The sequence below is a fragment of the Xanthomonas sp. LMC-A-07 genome, assembly GCF_030208825.1.
Taxonomy (GTDB): domain Bacteria; phylum Pseudomonadota; class Gammaproteobacteria; order Xanthomonadales; family Xanthomonadaceae; genus Xanthomonas; species Xanthomonas campestris.
The window spans coordinates 576,702-595,411 of the sequence record NZ_JARVTF010000008.1 but is presented as its reverse complement, the minus strand read 5'-3'; the positions used below and the strand labels follow the sequence as shown (position 1 = coordinate 595,411).

The following is an 18,710-nucleotide window of genomic DNA, read 5'->3' as shown; positions in this document are numbered from 1 at the left end:
TGTCTTGATTTTGGTTTCATTTGCAACTACAAACGGAGGGTGGCCTGCGCATTCTCGCGGGTCTTCTGCCACCCCGCATAGCCCCGCGGGCGCCCTAGCGTGGAGAAACGACGATGAGCGCACAACCGAACACCACTGCAACGCGCCCAGACCCGGGCATGCAGGTCACCACCTTTGAAAATCCGATGGGCATCGACGGGTTCGAATTCGTCGAATTCGCCGCCCCCGCCGGCCAGGCTGCGCAATTGCACGACTACTTCCGCAAGATGGGCTTCACCGCGGTGTTGCGCCACCGCAGCCGCCCGATCACGGTGTATCGCCAGGGCGGGGTGAATTTCCTGCTCAACGAAGACCCGGATTCGTTCGCGGCCGATTTCGCCGCCGCGCACGGCCCCTGCGCCTGCGGTTTTGCGATCCGCTTCCGCACCCCGGCCGATACCGTGCTGCAGACCGTGCTCGGCAACGGCGGCGAAGCCGTGCAGAACAAGCCCGACACGCGCGCGGTGCCGGCGCCGGTGGTCAAGGGCATTGGCGATTGCATGCTGTACCTGGTGGACCGCTACGGCGAGGCGGGGAGCATCTACGACGCCGACTACGAGGCAATCGAGGGCGCCGACCAGCACCCGGCCGGCTTCGGGCTCACCTTCATCGACCACCTGACCCACAACCTGTACTTCGGCAACATGCAGCAGTGGTCGGATTACTACGAGCGGCTGTTCAACTTCCGCGAGATCCGCTACTTCGACATCAAGGGCGCCAAGACCGGCCTGGTGTCCAAGGCGATGACTGCCCCGGACGGCATCGTGCGCATTCCGCTCAATGAGTCGTCCGACCCGAAGAGCCAGATCAACGAATACCTGGACGCTTACCAGGGCGAAGGCATCCAGCACATCGCCTGCTTCACCGACGACATCTACACCTCGGTGGAACGGATGCGCGCTGCCGGCGTCACGTTCCTGGACACGCCGGACACCTATTTCGACGTGGTGGACCTGCGCATTCCCGATCATGGCGAAGACGTCGAGCGCCTGCGTCGCAACAAGATCCTGATCGACGCCGACGTGGACACCAAGCAGCGCAAGTTGCTGCAGATCTTCACCACCAACTGCATCGGCCCGATCTTCTTCGAGATCATCCAGCGCAAGGGCAATGAAGGCTTCGGCGAAGGCAACTTCCAGGCCTTGTTCGAAAGCATCGAGCGCGATCAGATGAAGCGTGGGGTGCTTTGATAGCCGGGATTTGGGCGTGGCTATTTGGAATTGGCTCTGAAGCGGTGTGTTGTGCTGAGTGAGGCGTGACTGGTGCGGATGGTTGGACGTGCTGAGGATTGAGCGATGCGCCATGTCTGAAAGCATCTTGCGACTAGCGTTAGAAGCATCTGGCGATCCGTTTGACACGATGTGCAATGCAAAATCAGCGCGGAAAGCCCGTCGCACATAGGTGCAGAGGGCGCTGCTTGCGGGCCACTGACGCGCGGAGCGAGATCACAGGGTGACGTCTGACGCAATGAAACGCTAAAAACGCAGGCGCCTAAAGCCCCTCTCCCGACGGGAGAGGGGTTGGGGTGAGGGTACGGTGGAGCGATGAACATCAAACCGCCATTGCCCACTGTCGCACTCACCAACGCGCGTGCGTTACGCGCGAAGATGACAGACGCAGAACGTGAGCTTTGGCGCTGTCTACGCAGCAACCAGCTGCAAGGTCTCAAGTTCAGGCGTCAGCATCCAGTTCCACCGTACATCGCGGATTTCTGTTGCGTGGAAGTAAGGTTGATTATTGAGCTCGATGGATCGCAGCATCAGGCATCCAGCGATCAGGCAAGGACGCGGTGGCTTCAATCGAAGGGATGGACAGTGCTGCGGTTCTGGAACAACGATGTACTGCTTTCGCTGGATGCGGTGCTCGAGGCGATCTGTCGTGTCGTGGCGCCGCCGTACCCTCACCCCAACCCCTCTCCCGACGGGAGAGGGGCTTGATCCTCCGAGCTTGAGCTCTTTTTCGGTAAGAGCGGCTTGATCCAACTCGATCCCACCCTTCTGCTGTCGTGTAGGGCGGGTCAACATCCGGACGCACCCATGCACAACGACCAGCGTTACATGACCGGCTTCGGCAATGAATTCGCCAGCGAGGCAGTAGCCGATACCTTGCCGGTTGGGCAGAACTCGCCGCAGCGGGTGGGGCATGGGCTGTATGCCGAGCAGTTGTCGGGCACTGCATTCACCGCGCCGCGTAGCGAAAACCGGCGCAGTTGGCTGTACCGCATGCGTCCTGCCGCGGTGCACGGGACGTTCTCGCTGATCGAGCAGGCGCAGTTCCACAACGATTTCGGCCACGGACCGGTGCCGCCGGACCAGTTGCGCTGGAGTCCGTTGCCGTTGCCGCAGGCACCCACCGATTTCATCGATGGCCTGTATACGATGGCCGGCAACGGCGGCCCGGAAGCAATGAACGGCGTGGCCGTGCATCTGTATGCGGCCACTGCCTCCATGCACGATCGCTTCTTCTATAACGCCGATGGCGAGCTGCTGCTGGTGCCGCAGCTGGGCCGGCTGCGGGTGCACACCGAGCTCGGCGTGCTGGAGCTGGAGCCGCAGCAGATCGGGGTGATTCCGCGTGGCGTGCGCTTCCGGGTCGAGCTACGCGACGGCACCGCACGCGGCTATGTGTGCGAGAACTTCGGTGGTTTGCTGCGCCTGCCCGACCTGGGGCCGATCGGCAGTAATGGCCTGGCGAATCCGCGCGACTTCGAAACCCCGTGTGCGGCCTTCGAGCAACGCGAAGGCCGCTTTGAACTGGTGGCCAAATTCCAGGGCCACCTGTGGCGTGCGGACATCGGCCATTCGCCACTGGACGTGGTGGCCTGGCATGGCAACTACGCGCCGTACCGCTACGACCTGCGCCGCTTCAATACCATCGGTTCGATCAGCTTCGATCACCCGGACCCGAGCATTTTTACGGTGCTGACCTCGCCCAGCGACACGCACGGCACGGCCAACATGGATTTTGCGATCTTCCCGCCGCGCTGGCTGGTGGCCCAGAACACCTTCCGCCCACCGTGGTTCCACCGCAATGTGGCCAGCGAGTTCATGGGGCTGGTGCACGGCGTGTACGACGCCAAGGCCGATGGCTTCGCGCCGGGCGGTGCGTCGCTGCACAACTGCATGAGCGGCCACGGCCCGGACGCGACCACCTTCGACAAAGCCTCACACGCGGACCTGTCGCGGCCGGACGTCATCACCGAGACCATGGCCTTCATGTTCGAAACCCGCGCCGTGCTGCGCCCCACCGCGCAAGCGCTGCACGCACCGCATCGGCAGGGCGATTACCAGCAGTGCTGGGCGGGGTTGCGCAATGCATTTCAGGCGCCGCCGGCTAGCTGAGTATGGTAGCGCCGGCGCAGTAGTGTGGTGTTGAAGCTTCGCCGCTCGTTACGCCGCATGCTGTTACGAATCGCCCTAAACCCCGCAACAGCGCAAGTGTTCGGAAGCACCCGCGACGGGCGCTGCGTTTTTTTTGCTGAGGGATATGGGCGGTTGGTCAGCGACCATATGCAAAACGTGGACGGCGCCCAGTCGCTGCGTTTACGCCAAGCCATTGAGCTCATCACCAGTTGCATAGCGACAGCATTGGCTCCGATGCGCATCCCATCAGACGCTTACGTTTCATCAGTTGCATCGCGTGACCAGCTGGCGCTTAAATAAGCCAGCATCTTGTAACTAAGCCAGCATCTTGATGGCATGCCGTAAGTCGATTGCAGCCACTGCATTCGCTTGCAAGCACATGCGTCGTGCCACCCATCGCCGCGTCAACTAAACCGATGCGTTATCCGCATGGTGCACGATTGATGGCGCAGCCGTGCCACTCGCTTCCGCCGACGTGTCAGGCAGCAACTCCGCAATGCGCGCACGCACGCGTTCGGCATAACTGGCCGAGGTGAATTGCGGCAAGGCCTGCTGCGCCTCGGCAATGGCGGCATGAATCTCGATGTCGCTGCGTGCGGCCTGCAGGCGACGGTGCAGCAGGACCGCCACCGGGTTGCGCTGCAACTGCAGGATATCCAGCAGATACAGGCGTGCGTTGGTGGTCGCGCGCCGCCGCTGCCGTTGTTGTTCTTCTTCGCTCAGCAAGGGTGCTGCCGGCTCGGCGTCGCTGGGTGCTGAAGGTGCTGCGGCGGAGGAGGGAGGCGCCGCGTTGGTCGCCACGTTTGCACCCAGGTGCAGATAGCCTAGCGCGCACAGGGTCTGCACCAGCGTGGTGGCCTCGCCGCCGAGCAGCGCTGCCAGGGTGTCCAGATCGCGCTGGCCATCGGCCAGGATCAGTGCACGGCGCTGCAGCAAGGTCAGCGGGCTGCGATGGGATTGCAGCGCGGTCAGGGCGAGATCGGTCTTGCGTGGGTACATGGCGGTGGTCCTGCGAAGCCGCCAGGGTGACTGTCGCCAATGAAGCGACGATGACATCGGCGCGACCGCATGACGGCAGACGCCGTGAATACCCCAAGCCGCGCACCTGCCACGCCCCGAACACGCAACGCCTGCACATGGCCGCGATGCGCACTGTGTACGCTGATGGCGACTTGGTGGGGAGTGCAGGCATGACATCCAGACTGATTGCAGTGATCGCGTTCGCGGCATTGGCCACCGGCTGCAGCCGCACCGCTGAAACCCCGGCCGCGGATGACGCCGCTGCGTCCAGCCCGCCGGCAGCGCCCGCCGCCGAGGCGGACCAACCGCGCGGCGACGTTCCGCCGGCCACCGCGCCGCCGGGCAGCCTGCCGCCACGCCTGCGTCAGGACCCGGCCGCATTGGCGCGCCTGGATGGCTATGGCGACCTGCGCCTGGGCATGGACGCCGCGCAGGCGCGTGCGGCCTGGGGCGGTGCCTTACGCGGCGATGCAGCGGCCGATGGCGGTTGCTACCTGTTGCGCCCGCAATGGGCCGACGACGCGCGCCGCTTCGGTTTCATGTTCGAGGGCGACCGGCTGGTGCGTTACCAGACCAACGAGCCCAAGGAAGTGGCGCCCGGTGGCGGGCGGGTGGGCATGACGGTTGCCGAGTTGCGCGCGCTGTATCCCGATGGCCTGACGGAACAACCGCACAAGTACATCCCCGGTGCGCTGAGCCTCCGGCATGCCGACGCGCAATCGCAAAGCGCGCTGGTGTTCGACACCGATGCCGACGGCAAGGTGACCAGCTGGCGCGTGGGTGTGGCGCCGCAGGTGGATTACGTGGAAGGCTGCGGCTGATCCGGGCAGCGCAGCGCGGTGCTATACGTCAGTGTCGCCTGCGTTCAATGACCAAACCCGCATCGAACGCAGCATCGCGGGACAACCGGAGTGCGCTGACCAGTCAACCCATCAACCGCCGGAGTTGTGCTCCGACGTCGACCGGTCCGGCGTGGTTTCCATGTTCTCGCCCACATCGCCTTGCGCCGGCGGCAGCCCTTCTTTTTGCATGTCGCCGTGGTTGGGGACTTCCGGGCGGTCTTCCATCATCAGCGACAGCGCGGCCTTGGCCATCAGGTGGGCGCTGATTGGCGCGGTGATGAACAGGAACACGGTGATCAGCAATTCGCGCGGTTGCGGGTCCACACCCAGGAACAGGTGATAGCCGACCGAGCCCAGCAGCACGCAACCCACGCCCAGCGTGCTGGCCTTGGTGGGCGCATGCAGGCGCTTGAAGAAGTCCGACAACTTCACCAGCCCGAACGCACCGATCAGGATGAAGAAGGTGCCCACCAGCAGCAACGCGCTGAGCAGATATTCGGTGAGCGCGATCATTCGACGATATCCCGGCGCAGCACATACTTGCTGAGCACCACCGTGCTGCCGAAGCCCAGCATGGCGATCACCAGCGCGGCCTCGAAATAGATCGGCGAATCCAGGTACATGCCCAGCAACATCAGCTCGGCAATGGCGGTGATGGAGAGCGTGTCCAGTGCCAGGATGCGGTCCGGCACGGTGGGCCCGCGCAGCAGCCGCCAGAGCGACATCACCATGGCCAGAGCCACCGCATGCATGCACACGACGATGGTCGTTTCGATGAAGGTATGGCCGGTCATGGAAAGATCTCCATCAGGGGCATTTCATAGCGTGACTTGATCTCGGCGATCAGCGCATCCGGGTCATCCAGATGCAGCACATGCACGAGCAGGTATTTGCGGTCGTCCGACAGCGCCGCCGACACCGTGCCCGGCGTCAACGTGATCATGCTGGTGAGCGCGGCAATGCCGTGGATATTCTCGATGTCCAGCGGCACCCAGATAAAGCCGGGGTGGATACGCGATTCCGGCCCCAGCACCTGCAGCGCTACCTTGATGTTGGAGCGCACGATATCGACAGCGGCCACCAGCAGCATGCGCGGTACCGAACGCAACGAGCCGATGCGCGCGAACTCGCGGTCCAGCCGCGCGGCGAAGATCGGCACCACCCAGCCGAGCAGCAGGCCGAGCACCCACTGTTGCGGCCCGAAGCTATCGCTGAGCAGCAGCCAGAACAGAAACACCATCACGCTCAGCGGGCGCGAGGGAAACAGCCGGCGTGGCCAGGACACCTGTGCGCTCATGGCTGCCTCCGTTGCGGCGTGGTCCCGCGCACCTGTTCCAGATACGCGCCGGGGTCACGCAGCTGCGCACCGGCCGCATCGGTGTAGTGCATCAACGGCCCTGCACCGATCGTCATCGCCACCAGGCCGCTCAACAGGATGATCGTGGCGGCGGTTTCCACCGGGCGCATGCGCGCGCGCCGTTGCGGCAGGCGCTCCGGTGCGTCGTCCTCGACCGCTTCTTCCACCGCCTCTGGAACGCGCCAGAATAGGCGTACGCCTGCACGCGTGAGGCCGATCACTACCAGCAAACTGCTGCCCAGCACCGCGCCCCACACCGGGGTCACCAGATCGCCGGGCACATGCTGCAGTAGCGCGGCCTTGGCCAGGAACCCGGACAGCGGCGGCAGGCCAGCCACGGCAACGGCCGCAATCATGAACATCGCGCCGGGAATCGCCCGCCCAGGCAGTGGGGCAACCACTTCCTTGCGATCACTGGCGCGACCACGGCGCCGGCGGATCAGGTCCGACACCATGAACAACGCCGCCGCCACAAAGCAGCTATGCGGCAGGTAATACAGGCCGGCGCCCAGCGCACGTGCATCGTCCAGCGAGAAGGCGATGAACAACGTCGCCGCCGAAAACACCACCAGGTACGACACCATCACCCGCAGCCGCGAAGCTGCCATCACGCCGAAGGCCGCCATCACCAACGTGCCGATGCCCAGCCACAACAGCGCGTGCCGGCCGAAGCCGTGCAATGCGCCTGCGCCGGCACCGAACCACAGCGACGACACCCGCAGCACCGCGTACAGGCCCACCTTGGTCATGATGGCGAACAAGGCCGCCACCGAGGCCGGTGCGCGCGAATAGGTTTCCGGCAGCCACAGGTACAGCGGCAGCAGTGCGGCCTTGCTGCAGAACACCAGCAACAACAATCCCAGGGTGGCCTTCGCCAGCGGCACGTCAGGTGCGGGCAGGGTGGCGATGCGCTGCGACAGCTCGGCCATGTTGAGCGTGCCGAACAAACCGAACAACAGCCCCAGCGCAATCAGGAACAGCGTGGAGGCGCAGACGTTGAACACCACGTAGTGCAGGCCGATACGCATCTGCAACCCGCGCCCGCCGCTGAGCAGCAGGCCGTAGGAGGCGATCAGCATCACCTCGAAGAACACGAACAGGTTGAAGATATCGCCGGTCAGAAATGCCCCGTTCAAGCCCATCAGCTGGAACTGGAACAGCGCATGGAAATGCGGCGCACGGCGGTCCCAGCCGGCGCAGGCGTGCAGCAGGCAGGCCGCGCCGAGCACCAGCGTGGTCATCAGCATCCACGCGGCCAGCCGGTCGCCCATCAGCACGATGCCCAGCCGCGCCGGCCAGTCGCCCAGCAGGTACACCAGTACCTCGCCGTGCGCAGCGCGGGCGAACAGGGCGACCACTGCCATCGCCAGCAGGGCCATGCTGGTCCAGGCCACAGCGCGTTGCACACGCGGGCCATAGCGGCGGTGTTCGACAAACAACGACGCCGACGCGCCAAGCATCGGAATCAGGATCGGCAGGATCAGCAGATGGTTCATCGGCGCGCCTCACGCGTGTCTTCGCCGGTATCCGCATCTTCGTGCGCATCCACGTGGTCGCTGCCGTTGTCGCTGCGGCTGCGGATCGCCAGCACCAGGCTCACCGCGGTCATCGCGAAGGCAATCACGATCGCGGTGAGCACCAGCGCCTGCGGCAGCGGGTCGGTGTGCTGGCTCAGGTCGGCGGCAATGCCGTCGCGCAGCACGGGCGGCTGCCCGCTGCGCAGGCGCCCACCGGCGAAGATCAGCAGGTTGGTCGCGTACGACAGGAAGGTAAGCCCCAGGATCACGTCGAAACTGCGCGCACGCAGCAGCAGGTAGATCGCCAGGGCGGTGAGCACGCCGATCGCGCTTGCCAGTGCCAGTTCCATCAATGCTGCTCCGCAGTGCGCGTCGAACGCTGGGTGGGATCGATCTCGCCGCGATGCGAGTCGCGGGTGCGCGAGGGTTTGATCGTGCCCATCATCGACAGCATCAACATCGCCGCACCGAACACCACCAGATACACGCCGGTGTCGAAGCCCAACGCGCTGGCCAGCTCCAGCTCGCCCAGCCATCCCAGCGGAATCTCGGCGTGCCCGCTGGTGAGGAACGGCCGGCCGAACAGCAGCGAGCCGGCACCACTGAGCAGTGCGCACAACAGCCCGATGCCGATCAGGCGGATGTAGTCGAACCCGAAGCGCGACTCCACCGACGCCGCGCCCTGGATCACGTACTGCATCAGCAACGGCACCGCCAGCACCAGGCCGGCAATGAAGCCGCCGCCGGGCGCGTTGTGGCCGCGCAGGAACAGGAACAGCGACACCGTGAGCGTCAGCGGGAACATGATCTGTGCCAGATCCGCCGGCACCGGCAGCTTGATCGCCGGGCCGGGCATGGTGCGTTCCGGTGCCATGCGCGAGCGCCGCAGCAGCGCGTGCACCACCAGCCCGGCGATGGCGAACACGGTGATCTCGCCAAACGTATCGAAGCCGCGGAAGTCCACCAGGATCACGTTGACCACGTTGCGCCCATACGCCTCCGGCAAGGCGCGCTGCAGCATCTCGCCGGCGATGGTCGGGCTAGGCTGGGTCATCAACGTGTAGGCCAGCGCCGCCAGGCCGCCACCGGCAACGATGGCAATGCAGGCATCGCGGGCTTTACGCAGCGGCGCGCGTTCCGGGCGCGAGGTTTCCGGCAGGTAGTTCATCGCCAGCAGCATCAGCACCAGCGTCACCATCTCCACCAGCAACTGCGTCAGTGCCAGGTCCGGTGCAGACAGGAACACGAAGGTCAGGCTCACCGCCAAGCCGGTGCCGCCCAGCACCAGCACTGCCAGCAAGCGTTGCCGGTACAGGAACAGGCTGCCTAGTGCGCAGGCCAGCATCAGCAGCCACAACGCCCAGCCCAGCAGCGGCATGGGCGCCGGTGTCGGCCACGGTCGCAACGCGCCGCCCTGCAGGAACGGCACCAGCGCCACCACCACCGCGCTGAGCACCAGCAGCATCAACATGCGTTGCAGGTTGCCATTGGTGATCGCGTCGGTGGCGCGTGCGGAGGCGGCGAACAGCGCCCGCAGATTCCAGTTGAACAAGGCCTTGCCCGGTGAGCGGTTTTCGATCGCGTACAGATCCAGCAGCTTGCGCAGCGCCATGTACAGCAGCACGCCGCCCACCACGCCGGCGATGCTCATTGCCAGCGGCCAGTTCAACCCGTGCCACAGCGCCAGGCTGTAATCGGGCAGGCGATCGCCCAGGATCGCGCTGGCGCCGGCACGCAGCACCGGTGCCACCGTCCAGGCTGGCACGATGCCCACCGCCACGCAGGTCAGCACCAGCACTTCCACCGGAATCTTCATCCAGCGCGGTGGCTCGTGCGGGGTGCGGTCCAGGTCGCGCGGGCCCTGGCCGAAGAAGGTGTCGTGCACAAAGCGCAGGCTGTAGGCCACGCCGAGCAGGCCGGCCATCAACGCCGCGCCGCTGGCGAGCAGGCGCAGCAGCTGCGGGCCTTCGGCCTCCAGCGCCACGGCGAAGAACATTTCCTTTGAGAGGAACCCGTTGAGCAGCGGAATGCCGGCCATCGCCAGCGATGCGGTGATCGCCAGTGCGCTGGTGAACGGCATCAAGCGGCGCAGGTTGCCCAGCTTGCGCATGTCGCGCGTGCCGGTTTCGTGGTCGATGATGCCGGCGGCCATGAACAGCGAGGCCTTGAACACCGCGTGGTTGAGGATGTGGAACACGCCGGCCACCACCGCCATCGGCGTGGACAGGCCGAACAGCATGGTGATCAGGCCCAGGTGCGAGATGGTCGAATACGCCAGCACGCCCTTGAGATCGTGCTGAAAAATCGCATGCCATGCGCCCAGCAGCACGGTGATCGCGCCGATGCTGGTCACCGTGTATAGAAACAGGTCGGTGCCGGCCAGCGCCGGGTGCAGGCGCGCCAGCAGGAACACGCCGGCTTTGACCATGGTGGCCGAATGCAGATACGCCGACACCGGTGTGGGCGCGGCCATCGCATGCGGCAACCAGAAGTGGAACGGAAACTGCGCGCTCTTGGTAAAAATGCCTAGCAGCACCAGCACCAGCGCATACGGGTACAGCGGGCTTGCACGGATCAGATCACCCGAGGCCAGCACCGCATCCAGCTGAAAACTGCCAACGATGCGGCCGATCAGCAGCACCCCGCCCAGCAACGCCAGGCCGCCGCCGGCGGTGAGCACCAACGCCATGCGTGCGCCCTCGCGCGCATCCTTGCGATGCGACCAGAAGCCGATCAGCAGGAAGGAACTGAGGCTGGTGAGTTCCCAGAACACCATCAGCAGCAGCAAGTTGCCCGACAGCACCATGCCCAGCATCGCGCCCATGAACAGCAATAAATACGCAAAGAAGCGCGAGGCGCTATCGCGTGCACTCAGGTAGTAATGCGCATACATCACCACCAGCGCGCCGATCGCCAGCACCAGCAGCGCGAACATCCAGGCCAGCCCGTCCATGCGCAGCGAGAACAGCAGCCCGATCTGCGGTAACCAGGCATGTTCGCTGCGGATGATTTCCCCGCGCAGCACGGCCGGTGTCAGCAGTGCCAGGATGCCCAGGCCGGCCAACGGCGCGGCCGCAGCCAACCACGCAGTGATCGAACGGGAGGTGCGCCACGACAGCGCCACGGCGGCCGCCATCAGGAACGGCAGCGCGAGCAGAATTTCCAACGGTGCAGGCATGCAGGGAACACGAGATTCGCGAGCAGGCCAGAGAGCTTAACAAACCGTTGACTGACGCCGGCGTCAAGGTGAGCGCGCGCTTGTCGGGAAAACGACAGGAGTTGCCGTCGCACCGCTGCGTTGCACTGGGTATGCTGACGCTATCGCCACCGCCTGCGTACCTTGTGACTGCTGCCAATCCCGCTCCTTCCGTCGCTGCCGCTGCACCCCGTGCCCTGGTCTTCGGCGGCAGTGGCCAGATCGGCGAACGCCTGCTCACCCGCCTGCTGGGGCGTGGCTGGCAGGTCACCGCCTGGTCGCGCGCGCCGCGTGCCGCACGCGCAGGACTCATCTGGCGGCAAGGTGACCTGGCGGCACCGGCGGTGGCGGGCGAGAGTTTCGAGGTGATCTTCAGCTGCGGCCCGCTGGACCACTTCGCGCACTGGTACGAGACCAACGCGGTGAGCACGCCGCGCATCGTCGCGTTCGGTTCCACCAGCGTGGAGGTCAAGGAACATTCGATCGATGCCGCCGAGCGCGATGTCGCCCAGCGGCTGGCCAATGCCGAACAAGCGCTGTTCTCCGCCGCCAAGGCGCGTGGCGCCGCGGCCACCGTGCTGCGCCCCACCCTGGTCTACGGCGCCGGCCGCGACCGCACGCTGACCCAGATTGCCGGGCTGGCCAGGCGCACGGGCGCGTTCGTGTTGCCGGCCAATGCCACCGGGCTGCGCCAGCCGGTGCATGTGGACGATCTGGCCAGCGCGGCATTGGCGGTGGTCACCCAGCCGGCCACGCATCAGCGCAGCTATGCGGTGGGCGGCGGCGAAGTGCTGGCCTACACGCAGATGGTGGAACGCGTGCTGGAAGCCTTGCCGCGGCCGGCCCGGCTGTATCAGGTGCCGCCTTCGCTGTTCGGTCTGGCGCTCACCACCGCGCAGCGCCTGGGCCGGCTGCGCAGCATGAATACCGCCGCGTTGCAGCGCATGCGCGATGACCTGGTGTTCGACCTGGAGCCGGCGCGGCGCGACTTCGGCTATGCACCGCGTGCGTTCCGCCCGCTGCCGGAAGAGCTGGGCATCGGCGAGTAGCCTGCGTTGGCGTCAGCGCGGTATCGCTGACTCGGGGAACCCGAAGATCAGAACCGCCAGCCCAGGTGCCGATATAACTTCGCCAGCACCCACAGCGGCCCGATCAGCAGATAGGTCAGGTCGGTCAGAAAGCTCGGCTTGCGGCCTTCGATCTTGTGGCCGACAAACTGCGCGATCCACGCCAGCACGAACACCGTCACCGCCAGCGTGAACAGGCCACCCAAGCCCAGTCGGCCTTCGATCAGCCGGCACAGGCAGCCGAAAAAGAAAAAGATCGCCAGCATGCCCAGGCCAAGCGGCCGCGACAGCCGGTTGTAATACGACCACACTCCGAACATTGCCAGCGCCGCCCACACACCGCTGCTGAACCAGGTGCCGCCCACCGGGATGCACCACAGCAAGGCCACCACCGACCACAGGATCGCGGGCACCGCCAGCACGTGGATCTGCTGGTTGGTCGCATTGCGGTGGTCGTCGGAATAACTGGCGAAATAGCGCTCGAGCGGGCGCGCGGTCGTGGTGCGTTCGGTCATGTTCCCTCCCAGGAATGGCCCAAGCATACGCGCGCGGATGGCCGCAGTGGCGCTTGCGGGGCAGCTGCCGGGAACAGGATCTGCCACGCACCAGCGCGTGGCAGGTCCCCTGTGTTGCGCATCACGCTCCGCGCAGCGGCGATTGCCCGCCAGGCGGGAGAGGGGGGGCAGCGGCGTCGTCCATTGCATCCACGCCGGTTCTCGCGCACCGGCCTCGCCCACTGCAAACGACGGCCCGCGGCCAGACCTGGAGCAGCGATCAAAACGACTGCGCAGTCGCCAGGCGGGCGCGGCCGGTGCTTGAAATCGGCATGTATCCACGTACACGCCGGTTCCTCCGTGCCGTCCGCACCCACCTGACGACTGCTTGCTCCGTTTTGTTAGCCGCTCTAGTTGACCGAGACCGCACTCCAGGCCGCAGCCACCGCCCGGTACTGGCTGGAGGTGATGCCATACAGATCGGTTGCCGCGCTGAGCGTGGCGCGCCGTGCCGCGGCGTAGTTGGTGGACGAGGTCATGTAGACAGTGAGCGCGCGATACCAGATGCGGCTGGCCGCAGCCCTGCCGATCGCGGTCAAGGCCGTGTTGCCGTTGCAGACCAAGCCGGCCGGCGTCACGTTCCAGCTGGTGCCTGCACCGAAGCCACTCGGCACCACCGCGCCTTCGGCCAACAGGTAATAGAAATGGTTGGCCACACCGGAGCTGTAATGCACGTCGAGCGAGCCCAGGCTGCTGCTGTAGCAGTCCGGTGAATCGCCATCCAGGCTCGGCTTGAACATGTAGCGCAGCGCCAGCGTGCCGGTGGTGTTGCGGGGCACGATCTTCTCGCCGATCAGGTAATTGCCCGGCTGCGCGCTGTTGTTGGCCGAGTACTCCACCATCGCGCCCATGATGTCGGAGGTCGCTTCGTTCAAGCCGCCGGATTCGCCGGAATACACCAATCGCGCTGTCCGGCTGGTCACGCCATGGGTCATCTCATGGCCGGCCACATCCACCGACACCAATGGTGTAAATGCGCTGCCATCGCCATCGCCGAAGGTCATGCAAAAACAGCTATCCGACCAGAAGGCGTTGTTGTAGCGGCTGCCGTAATGCACGCGACTACGTGCACCGGCGCCGTCGTTGGCGATGCCGCTGCGTGCATGCGTGGTGCGATAGTAGTCCCAGGTCAACGCCACGCCGTAATGCGCATCCACCGCTGTTGTCACCGTATCGCTGTTGGCGCCGCTGCCCCATGCATTATCGGCGTCGGTGACCAACGTGCCGTTGCCGGAGGTGCTGTTGCGCATGGTGTAGGTGGCACCGCCACCGCGACTCAGATCGGTCAGCTCATACCCGCTGCTGCAACGCGTGGTCGACAGCGCCACGCTACCGGCATAAAGCGCGCGCCCGGTGCCGGCCGCGCTGGTCCCACCGGCGCAGGCGGTATGCACCGTGTCCCAGGACTCGAGAATGCGTTGATCCACCGCATCGACGATATAATGCATTTCGGTAGGCGTCTGATCGGGTTTGATGCCGCTGTAGATCACCTCGTACACCAGGCGCGGCGAGCCTTGCCGCGCGTACAGCGCCAGGCTTGCACGCGGTGCGGCATCGGACGCCACATCGAAGCGCGTGCCGGCCACGCGCATAGCCGTCGCCGCATCGATGCCGGGCACCGTGGCCGGGCGTAGCGTGGTGGCCATGGTCTGGCTCAACTCGCGCATCACCCCGCGCCGCGAATGCACCACCACATCGCCACCGATCACCGGCAACCCCTGATACGTGCGGTCAAAACGCACATGCTCGGTGCCATCGGCATCGACGATGCTGTCGCGCGCGATGAAGGCATCGGCCGGCGCACGATTCACCAGCGCTGCGGCGTTGTTTCCCAGCAGGGACTGCGCGCGCGATACCGCCGCAGTGGTCGACAAATCAGTCGCAGTAGCGACAGCAGAAAACGATAGCGCGCAGCAAATTGCCGCGCCCAGTACATGGAATTGCATGACGACTCTCTCCAGAAAACGTGCAATGCAAAGACCGGCTGCCCCCCCGATAGCCGGTCGCCGATGACACCTAGGGTGCCGGTAGCTACGCTTGCACAGTCCCGAACTGGACAGTAGTAAAAGTTACAGAGGTATTGCGTTCTGTGCGGTGGGCCACTTTGCGCTGCGGACCGCATCGCAGAGATGTGCCTGTCCCGTTGCGCGTAAGGCTCCCGCACGACTGCATCCGCGCAACATCTTGTCGCGTTCAGCAGGTTTAGAGCAGCTATCAAAACGACTGCGCAGCCGCCAGGCGGGCGCGGCCGGTGCTCGGAATCCTCACGTACCCACGTACACTCCGGTTCCTCCGCGCCGTCCGCACCCACCTGACGACTGCTCGCTACGTTTTGTTAGCCGCTCTTAGTGGAAGCGCCGACGTGCGCGTCGTGCGGAAGACAATCACAGTGAATGACGCGGCCCCGCGGGTTCAAATATTCAAATATGTGACGTCTCGCTTCTACCCGAGTGCATGAAGCTGCGGCAGGTAAACGGCAGATACAAAAAAGCCGGCCAGACAGGCCGGCCGGCTCTTTCGTGCATCGTGAACTCAGCGACTGCCGATGGCGACCTTTTGCTGCTCTTCGTGCGCCTGTTGCTGTTGCGACTGCCCAGCCAGAAGCTGCGCGCTGGTCTGCTCCAATGACGGGGCAGGCTGGTTCAGATCCACCGCCGCACGGAACCCCGGCGTGGAGCCCATCACGAACGCCTTGCCGTCCTGCACCGTCACGTTCTGCAGCTTATCTGCGCTGTCGATGCCATTCTGCTTCGCCTGCAAAGTGACGTTGGCAGCAGTCTCATTAGAGATCATGCTCGGCAGCTTGCTGCGGATTGCGTTATGCAACGCATGGTCCGGATGCGATGCATCGTTGAGCGACGGCCCCTTGGGCGCAGCGACCTGCGTCTCGCCCGCCTGCGACTGGGTCTGTGCCGGTTGTGCGGACAGCGCGCCCTGCGTATTGCGGCCCACCACCCCATCGGGCTGCAGCCCATGCTGCTTCTGAAACGCGATGACCGCCTCCCGTGTGTTGTCCCCAAAACGACCATCTTCCGCAAGCCGGTTTCCCTGCGCATCGCGAACGCCGAGACGGTTGAGGTCCTGCTGCAACTTGCCGACATCGCCGCTCTGCTCGCCATGACGCAGCGTGCCATTGCCAGCCGGTGCCGATGGCTGCGATTGACGGGCGCCCGACTCCTGCTGGTGACCTTGATTCCAGAATGTCTCTGGACTGGTCAACTTGCCGTTGGCATCGCGCAGTTGGTAATGCACATGCTGTGCGTACTGACTATTACCGTTCGGTCCGCGTCCGCCCATCGTGCCGATGGCATCGCCTGCGGACAGCGTCTGGCCTTCTTTCACCTTGAGTGCGTCCAGGTGCAGGATCTCGTGCGAGTTACCCTGTGCATCGCGAATCTTGACCGTGCCGTAGTTGCCGCCCGCGAACGTCACCGTTCCGGAGACCGGCGAATGCACCGTCGGGTGCTGCAGGTTACGGCCTTGCTGACCACCTTCGTAGTTGAAATCTGTACCACCGTGCGGCCCGTGGCTACCGCGGTGCTCACCATAATGACCGGTAATGTGCGGGTCGGTGCTGCCTTGACCGGGCAGCATGCGTTCCATCGTTTGCTGGAAATTGCTGCGAGTGGCATGGCTAGGTTCGGCCGTCTGCGTCACTGGCGTCGGCTGGCCTACTGCATTGCCCTGCGTTTGTGCAAGACGCTGCTCGACAAACTGGGTGTAGTTGTCCAGATGAGGCGCAATCTCGCGCCGTGACAGAGCCAAGCCACCATAATCCTTGCTAGGACCATCATGGTGATACTTGTAAATGTAATCCTCGCCCTGGCCGCGGCTACGCGCGAGGTCCCGGTTATCAACGAAATGTTGCACCAATGCCTGCGACTGCGTTTCCACGTCGAAGCGGTTGGACGCGTTGACGCCATAATGCGCGCCAGTACGGTCAATGAATTGACCTAGGCCAGAGGCAGACGTTGTCCCCGCAGCTGCATCCGGGTTGAAGCCTGACTCAACTCGGGCGATGGCAAGGACGTATGCAGTCTCGCGCGCCGAAAGCCCTGCATCTCGCGAGGAATCGATAAGACTATCGATTACCCGTGACTGGGTTTGTGGGCTAGCATCGCCCCAGCGACGCGATTCGCCATGCAATCTGCCATCTCCGCTGTCGATGGGCTCGCGGTAATGGCTCCAGGGTTTGATCCGGTCACTGCTGTATGCAGCGCCGCGTGGTTGAACCATTTCGGTATAAATCGTGGTGTCGGTCATATCGTGCGTTCCTTTCTATGAGACAGATTCTTCCTTGTAACGGGTGCTGCTCCATGTACTGCGTACCACTTTCACCATGCGCCGCAATCGGCGCATAGACTTCCTTTGCTCAGGGCTGGAAAGGCTCCAATTCCGGGTGCTTCAGTCCTAACTCTTCGAGCTTGTGTTCGTATTCGTCGTTATTCGGGCTCTGCTGGCCGTCCTGCGTATGCAGTGGTGGTGTCGCATGATTCAGCAACTGACCCTTGATGTCATACAGGAAGAACCATTCGCAAAATTCGCAGCCGTAGGGAAGCTCGCCGTACTGGACGACAAAGTACGTGCCTCCTTTTGCGTCTTCCGCGCAACCCAGTCCCACTGCGGTGTAGTCCGCCATCTCTGGAGGCGCTGCCACTTCCTGGCGCTGGCCATCGTGCTCCATTTCCAGGTGGGTCTTGGTGGAGCCGCTGCTCTCGGATGGCAACGCGCTCAGGTGCAGGCGCACGCCGGAGCATTCCTTGATCATGTCGTTCCGTCCTTGTGTATCTGCTTCTGTCGAAGTCGGAGATGGGGTAGTGGCAGATGGCGTACTAGGCGCGCTGGTGGTGGCAGCTACGGGCCCTGGCTTGTCACCGCATGCGGAAAGCACCAGGCTCAGGCCGAGAGCAGGTAGCACGGAGATGAAGCGTCGCATCAAGTCGCCTCTTTGACGGTTTGAGTTGTAGGTGACGATAGCCAAGCCGGCAGAACCTGCTTCCAGCGCCCACCGACGTTACAAAGACTGGTCGTCCACCTTGACCAGCATCCAGCAGGGGCGCTGCGCGAAGTGGTAGACCTGCTGATCGCCGGTGTCCGGTGTGCGGACCAGTACCTGGCGGCCATCGGCTTCTTCGGAAATCGCGACCTCGCGGCCGCCGTTGCGGGCTGCCTCCAGGTTCGGGATGACAGGCCATTCGACCTTGGCAAGCGAAACCGTGCGGGTGACCGGGGTGGGCTCGGGCTGTGCGTCCGGGTCGAGTTGGATCATCGTCAGCGGATCGGCCGTGGCTTTTTCCTGTACCGCAATGTCTGCACTGAAGCTTTTCAGAAAGGCAGAGAAGTCGGCGCTGGGACAGGTTGTCGCCTGCGCGGGCGTTGCCGGAACGGTGGCGGATGCCGACGCTGCAGGTGCTGCATTCGCAGCAGGTGTCGCAGCGCCGGCTGGCTCAGCTTGCGGCTTGCAGGCAACCAGCGCCAGGCTCAGTGCGAGAGCGTGCAGGGACGTTCGGAAAAGGGCCAATGGATCCTCCTGATCATAGCGGGCAAGCTGGAGCGCGGGCGGGATGTTATACGCGCGCTGCTTGCCGATGTGTGAAGGCTTGCGGAGCGTGGGTTGCACCAACTGGCCGGCATGCGGCAGGCCAATGTCCTCACAGAACCAGCAGCCTGACGGTGGCCCCGGGGCTCGGGTGAGTCCGCGGCCGTTGATTGCTGTCAGCAAAGCCAGGTGATCTCGATCGAGCCTGTGCAAAGAT

General features: G+C 64.4%; 17 protein-coding genes and 2 other RNA genes. 7 read left to right on the top strand and 12 right to left on the bottom strand.

The annotated features are described in order from the left end of the window. Positions 1–113: 113 nt before the first annotated feature. From hppD to hmgA, 3 genes are all read left to right on the top strand, one after another. Complete coding sequence (gene hppD / locus QRM89_RS10025; RefSeq protein WP_012437179.1) at positions 114–1,229, top strand: 4-hydroxyphenylpyruvate dioxygenase; 1,116 nt, start codon at positions 114–116, stop codon at positions 1,227–1,229. A gap of 354 nt (positions 1,230–1,583) precedes the next feature. Further along, complete coding sequence (locus QRM89_RS10020; protein WP_285447923.1) at positions 1,584–1,976, top strand: endonuclease domain-containing protein; 393 nt, start codon at positions 1,584–1,586, stop codon at positions 1,974–1,976. Positions 1,977–2,075: 99 nt separating this feature from the next. Continuing rightward, entirely contained in the window at positions 2,076–3,380 is a 1,305-nt protein-coding gene (gene hmgA / locus QRM89_RS10015) for a homogentisate 1,2-dioxygenase (RefSeq protein ID WP_285447922.1), read from the top strand. A gap of 429 nt (positions 3,381–3,809) precedes the next feature. Here hmgA and QRM89_RS10010 read toward each other — a convergent pair whose 3' ends face one another. Beyond that, entirely contained in the window at positions 3,810–4,400 is a 591-nt protein-coding gene (locus tag QRM89_RS10010; protein WP_285447921.1) for a hypothetical protein, read from the bottom strand. 215 nt (positions 4,401–4,615) lie between these two features. Between QRM89_RS10010 and QRM89_RS10005 the strand changes: the two genes are divergently transcribed. Further along, complete coding sequence (locus QRM89_RS10005) at positions 4,616–5,242, top strand: lectin (RefSeq protein ID WP_172666315.1); 627 nt, start codon at positions 4,616–4,618, stop codon at positions 5,240–5,242. A 111-nt stretch (positions 5,243–5,353) separates the two neighbouring features. On the opposite strand, the gene QRM89_RS10000 is transcribed toward QRM89_RS10005, so the two are convergent. The 6 genes from QRM89_RS10000 to QRM89_RS09975 are packed head-to-tail and all read right to left on the bottom strand — an operon-like array spanning position 5,354 to position 11,315. Beyond that, positions 5,354–5,776 carry a Na+/H+ antiporter subunit G gene (locus QRM89_RS10000; protein WP_042597345.1) on the bottom strand — a complete coding sequence of 141 codons (423 nt, stop codon included), beginning with the start codon at positions 5,774–5,776 and terminating at the stop codon, positions 5,354–5,356. Beyond that, a complete protein-coding gene (locus QRM89_RS09995) occupies positions 5,773–6,057 on the bottom strand; it encodes a K+/H+ antiporter subunit F (protein WP_014509232.1) in 285 nt (94 codons plus the stop codon). Before QRM89_RS09995 ends, QRM89_RS10000 begins: the two co-directional genes overlap by 4 nt. Next, on the bottom strand, positions 6,054–6,560 hold the full coding sequence (locus QRM89_RS09990; protein ID WP_274318051.1) for a Na+/H+ antiporter subunit E: 507 nt from the start codon (positions 6,558–6,560) through the stop codon (positions 6,054–6,056). Before QRM89_RS09990 ends, QRM89_RS09995 begins: the two co-directional genes overlap by 4 nt. After that, positions 6,557–8,116 carry a monovalent cation/H+ antiporter subunit D gene (locus QRM89_RS09985; RefSeq protein ID WP_285447920.1) on the bottom strand — a complete coding sequence of 520 codons (1,560 nt, stop codon included), beginning with the start codon at positions 8,114–8,116 and terminating at the stop codon, positions 6,557–6,559. The genes QRM89_RS09990 and QRM89_RS09985 overlap by 4 nt, the downstream gene beginning before the upstream one ends. Continuing rightward, positions 8,113–8,487, bottom strand: a complete 375-nt coding sequence (locus QRM89_RS09980) for a Na+/H+ antiporter subunit C (protein ID WP_005990640.1) — start codon at positions 8,485–8,487, stop codon at positions 8,113–8,115. The genes QRM89_RS09985 and QRM89_RS09980 overlap by 4 nt, the downstream gene beginning before the upstream one ends. Further along, positions 8,487–11,315 carry a monovalent cation/H+ antiporter subunit A gene (locus tag QRM89_RS09975; protein ID WP_285447919.1) on the bottom strand — a complete coding sequence of 943 codons (2,829 nt, stop codon included), beginning with the start codon at positions 11,313–11,315 and terminating at the stop codon, positions 8,487–8,489. The genes QRM89_RS09980 and QRM89_RS09975 overlap by 1 nt, the downstream gene beginning before the upstream one ends. Positions 11,316–11,479: 164 nt before the next feature. Here QRM89_RS09975 and QRM89_RS09970 point away from each other — a divergent pair, with 164 nt between their 5' ends. Continuing rightward, on the top strand, positions 11,480–12,382 hold the full coding sequence (locus tag QRM89_RS09970; protein ID WP_192884028.1) for an NAD-dependent epimerase/dehydratase family protein: 903 nt from the start codon (positions 11,480–11,482) through the stop codon (positions 12,380–12,382). 47 nt (positions 12,383–12,429) lie between these two features. On the opposite strand, the gene QRM89_RS09965 is transcribed toward QRM89_RS09970, so the two are convergent. Beyond that, on the bottom strand, positions 12,430–12,915 hold the full coding sequence (locus QRM89_RS09965) for an Mpo1-like protein (protein WP_285447918.1): 486 nt from the start codon (positions 12,913–12,915) through the stop codon (positions 12,430–12,432). Positions 12,916–13,226: 311 nt separating this feature from the next. On the opposite strand from QRM89_RS09965, the gene QRM89_RS09960 reads away from it, so the two are divergent. Beyond that, a non-coding RNA gene (locus QRM89_RS09960) (sX9 sRNA) lies at positions 13,227–13,301 on the top strand. 3 nt (positions 13,302–13,304) lie between these two features. Here QRM89_RS09960 and QRM89_RS09955 read toward each other — a convergent pair. Next, positions 13,305–14,900, bottom strand: a complete 1,596-nt coding sequence (locus QRM89_RS09955; RefSeq protein WP_285447917.1) for a M4 family metallopeptidase — start codon at positions 14,898–14,900, stop codon at positions 13,305–13,307. Positions 14,901–15,220: 320 nt separating this feature from the next. On the opposite strand from QRM89_RS09955, the gene QRM89_RS09950 reads away from it, so the two are divergent. After that, a non-coding RNA gene (locus QRM89_RS09950) (sX9 sRNA) lies at positions 15,221–15,295 on the top strand. A 191-nt stretch (positions 15,296–15,486) separates the two neighbouring features. On the opposite strand, the gene QRM89_RS09945 is transcribed toward QRM89_RS09950, so the two are convergent. The 3 genes from QRM89_RS09945 to QRM89_RS09935 all read right to left on the bottom strand — a co-directional run bounded on the left by QRM89_RS09945 (position 15,487) and on the right by QRM89_RS09935 (position 18,475). Then, entirely contained in the window at positions 15,487–17,217 is a 1,731-nt protein-coding gene (locus QRM89_RS09945) for a peptidoglycan-binding protein (RefSeq protein WP_285447916.1), read from the bottom strand. A gap of 109 nt (positions 17,218–17,326) precedes the next feature. Then, positions 17,327–17,722, bottom strand: a complete 396-nt coding sequence (locus QRM89_RS09940; RefSeq protein ID WP_183111942.1) for a hypothetical protein — start codon at positions 17,720–17,722, stop codon at positions 17,327–17,329. 246 nt (positions 17,723–17,968) lie between these two features. Beyond that, positions 17,969–18,475, bottom strand: coding sequence for a hypothetical protein (locus QRM89_RS09935; RefSeq protein ID WP_285447972.1), 507 nt, complete (start codon positions 18,473–18,475; stop codon positions 17,969–17,971). Positions 18,476–18,710: the final 235 nt, after the last annotated feature.

Excerpts from the sequence above, each read along its gene's own strand:
- hppD (WP_012437179.1), top strand. The coding sequence starts at position 114 with ATGAGCGCACAACCGAACACCACTGCAACGCGCCCAGACCCGGGCATG.
- QRM89_RS10020 (WP_285447923.1), top strand. The coding sequence starts at position 1,584 with ATGAACATCAAACCGCCATTGCCCACTGTCGCACTCACCAACGCGCGT.
- hmgA (WP_285447922.1), top strand. The coding sequence starts at position 2,076 with ATGCACAACGACCAGCGTTACATGACCGGCTTCGGCAATGAATTCGCC.
- QRM89_RS10010 (WP_285447921.1), bottom strand. The coding sequence starts at position 4,400 with ATGTACCCACGCAAGACCGATCTCGCCCTGACCGCGCTGCAATCCCAT.
- QRM89_RS10000 (WP_042597345.1), bottom strand. The coding sequence starts at position 5,776 with ATGATCGCGCTCACCGAATATCTGCTCAGCGCGTTGCTGCTGGTGGGC.
- QRM89_RS09995 (WP_014509232.1), bottom strand. The coding sequence starts at position 6,057 with ATGACCGGCCATACCTTCATCGAAACGACCATCGTCGTGTGCATGCAT.
- QRM89_RS09990 (WP_274318051.1), bottom strand. The coding sequence starts at position 6,560 with ATGAGCGCACAGGTGTCCTGGCCACGCCGGCTGTTTCCCTCGCGCCCG.
- QRM89_RS09985 (WP_285447920.1), bottom strand. The coding sequence starts at position 8,116 with ATGAACCATCTGCTGATCCTGCCGATCCTGATTCCGATGCTTGGCGCG.
- QRM89_RS09980 (WP_005990640.1), bottom strand. The coding sequence starts at position 8,487 with ATGGAACTGGCACTGGCAAGCGCGATCGGCGTGCTCACCGCCCTGGCG.
- QRM89_RS09975 (WP_285447919.1), bottom strand. The coding sequence starts at position 11,315 with ATGCCTGCACCGTTGGAAATTCTGCTCGCGCTGCCGTTCCTGATGGCG.
- QRM89_RS09965 (WP_285447918.1), bottom strand. The coding sequence starts at position 12,915 with ATGACCGAACGCACCACGACCGCGCGCCCGCTCGAGCGCTATTTCGCC.
- QRM89_RS09955 (WP_285447917.1), bottom strand. The coding sequence starts at position 14,900 with ATGCAATTCCATGTACTGGGCGCGGCAATTTGCTGCGCGCTATCGTTT.
- QRM89_RS09945 (WP_285447916.1), bottom strand. The coding sequence starts at position 17,217 with ATGACCGACACCACGATTTATACCGAAATGGTTCAACCACGCGGCGCT.
- QRM89_RS09940 (WP_183111942.1), bottom strand. The coding sequence starts at position 17,722 with ATGATCAAGGAATGCTCCGGCGTGCGCCTGCACCTGAGCGCGTTGCCA.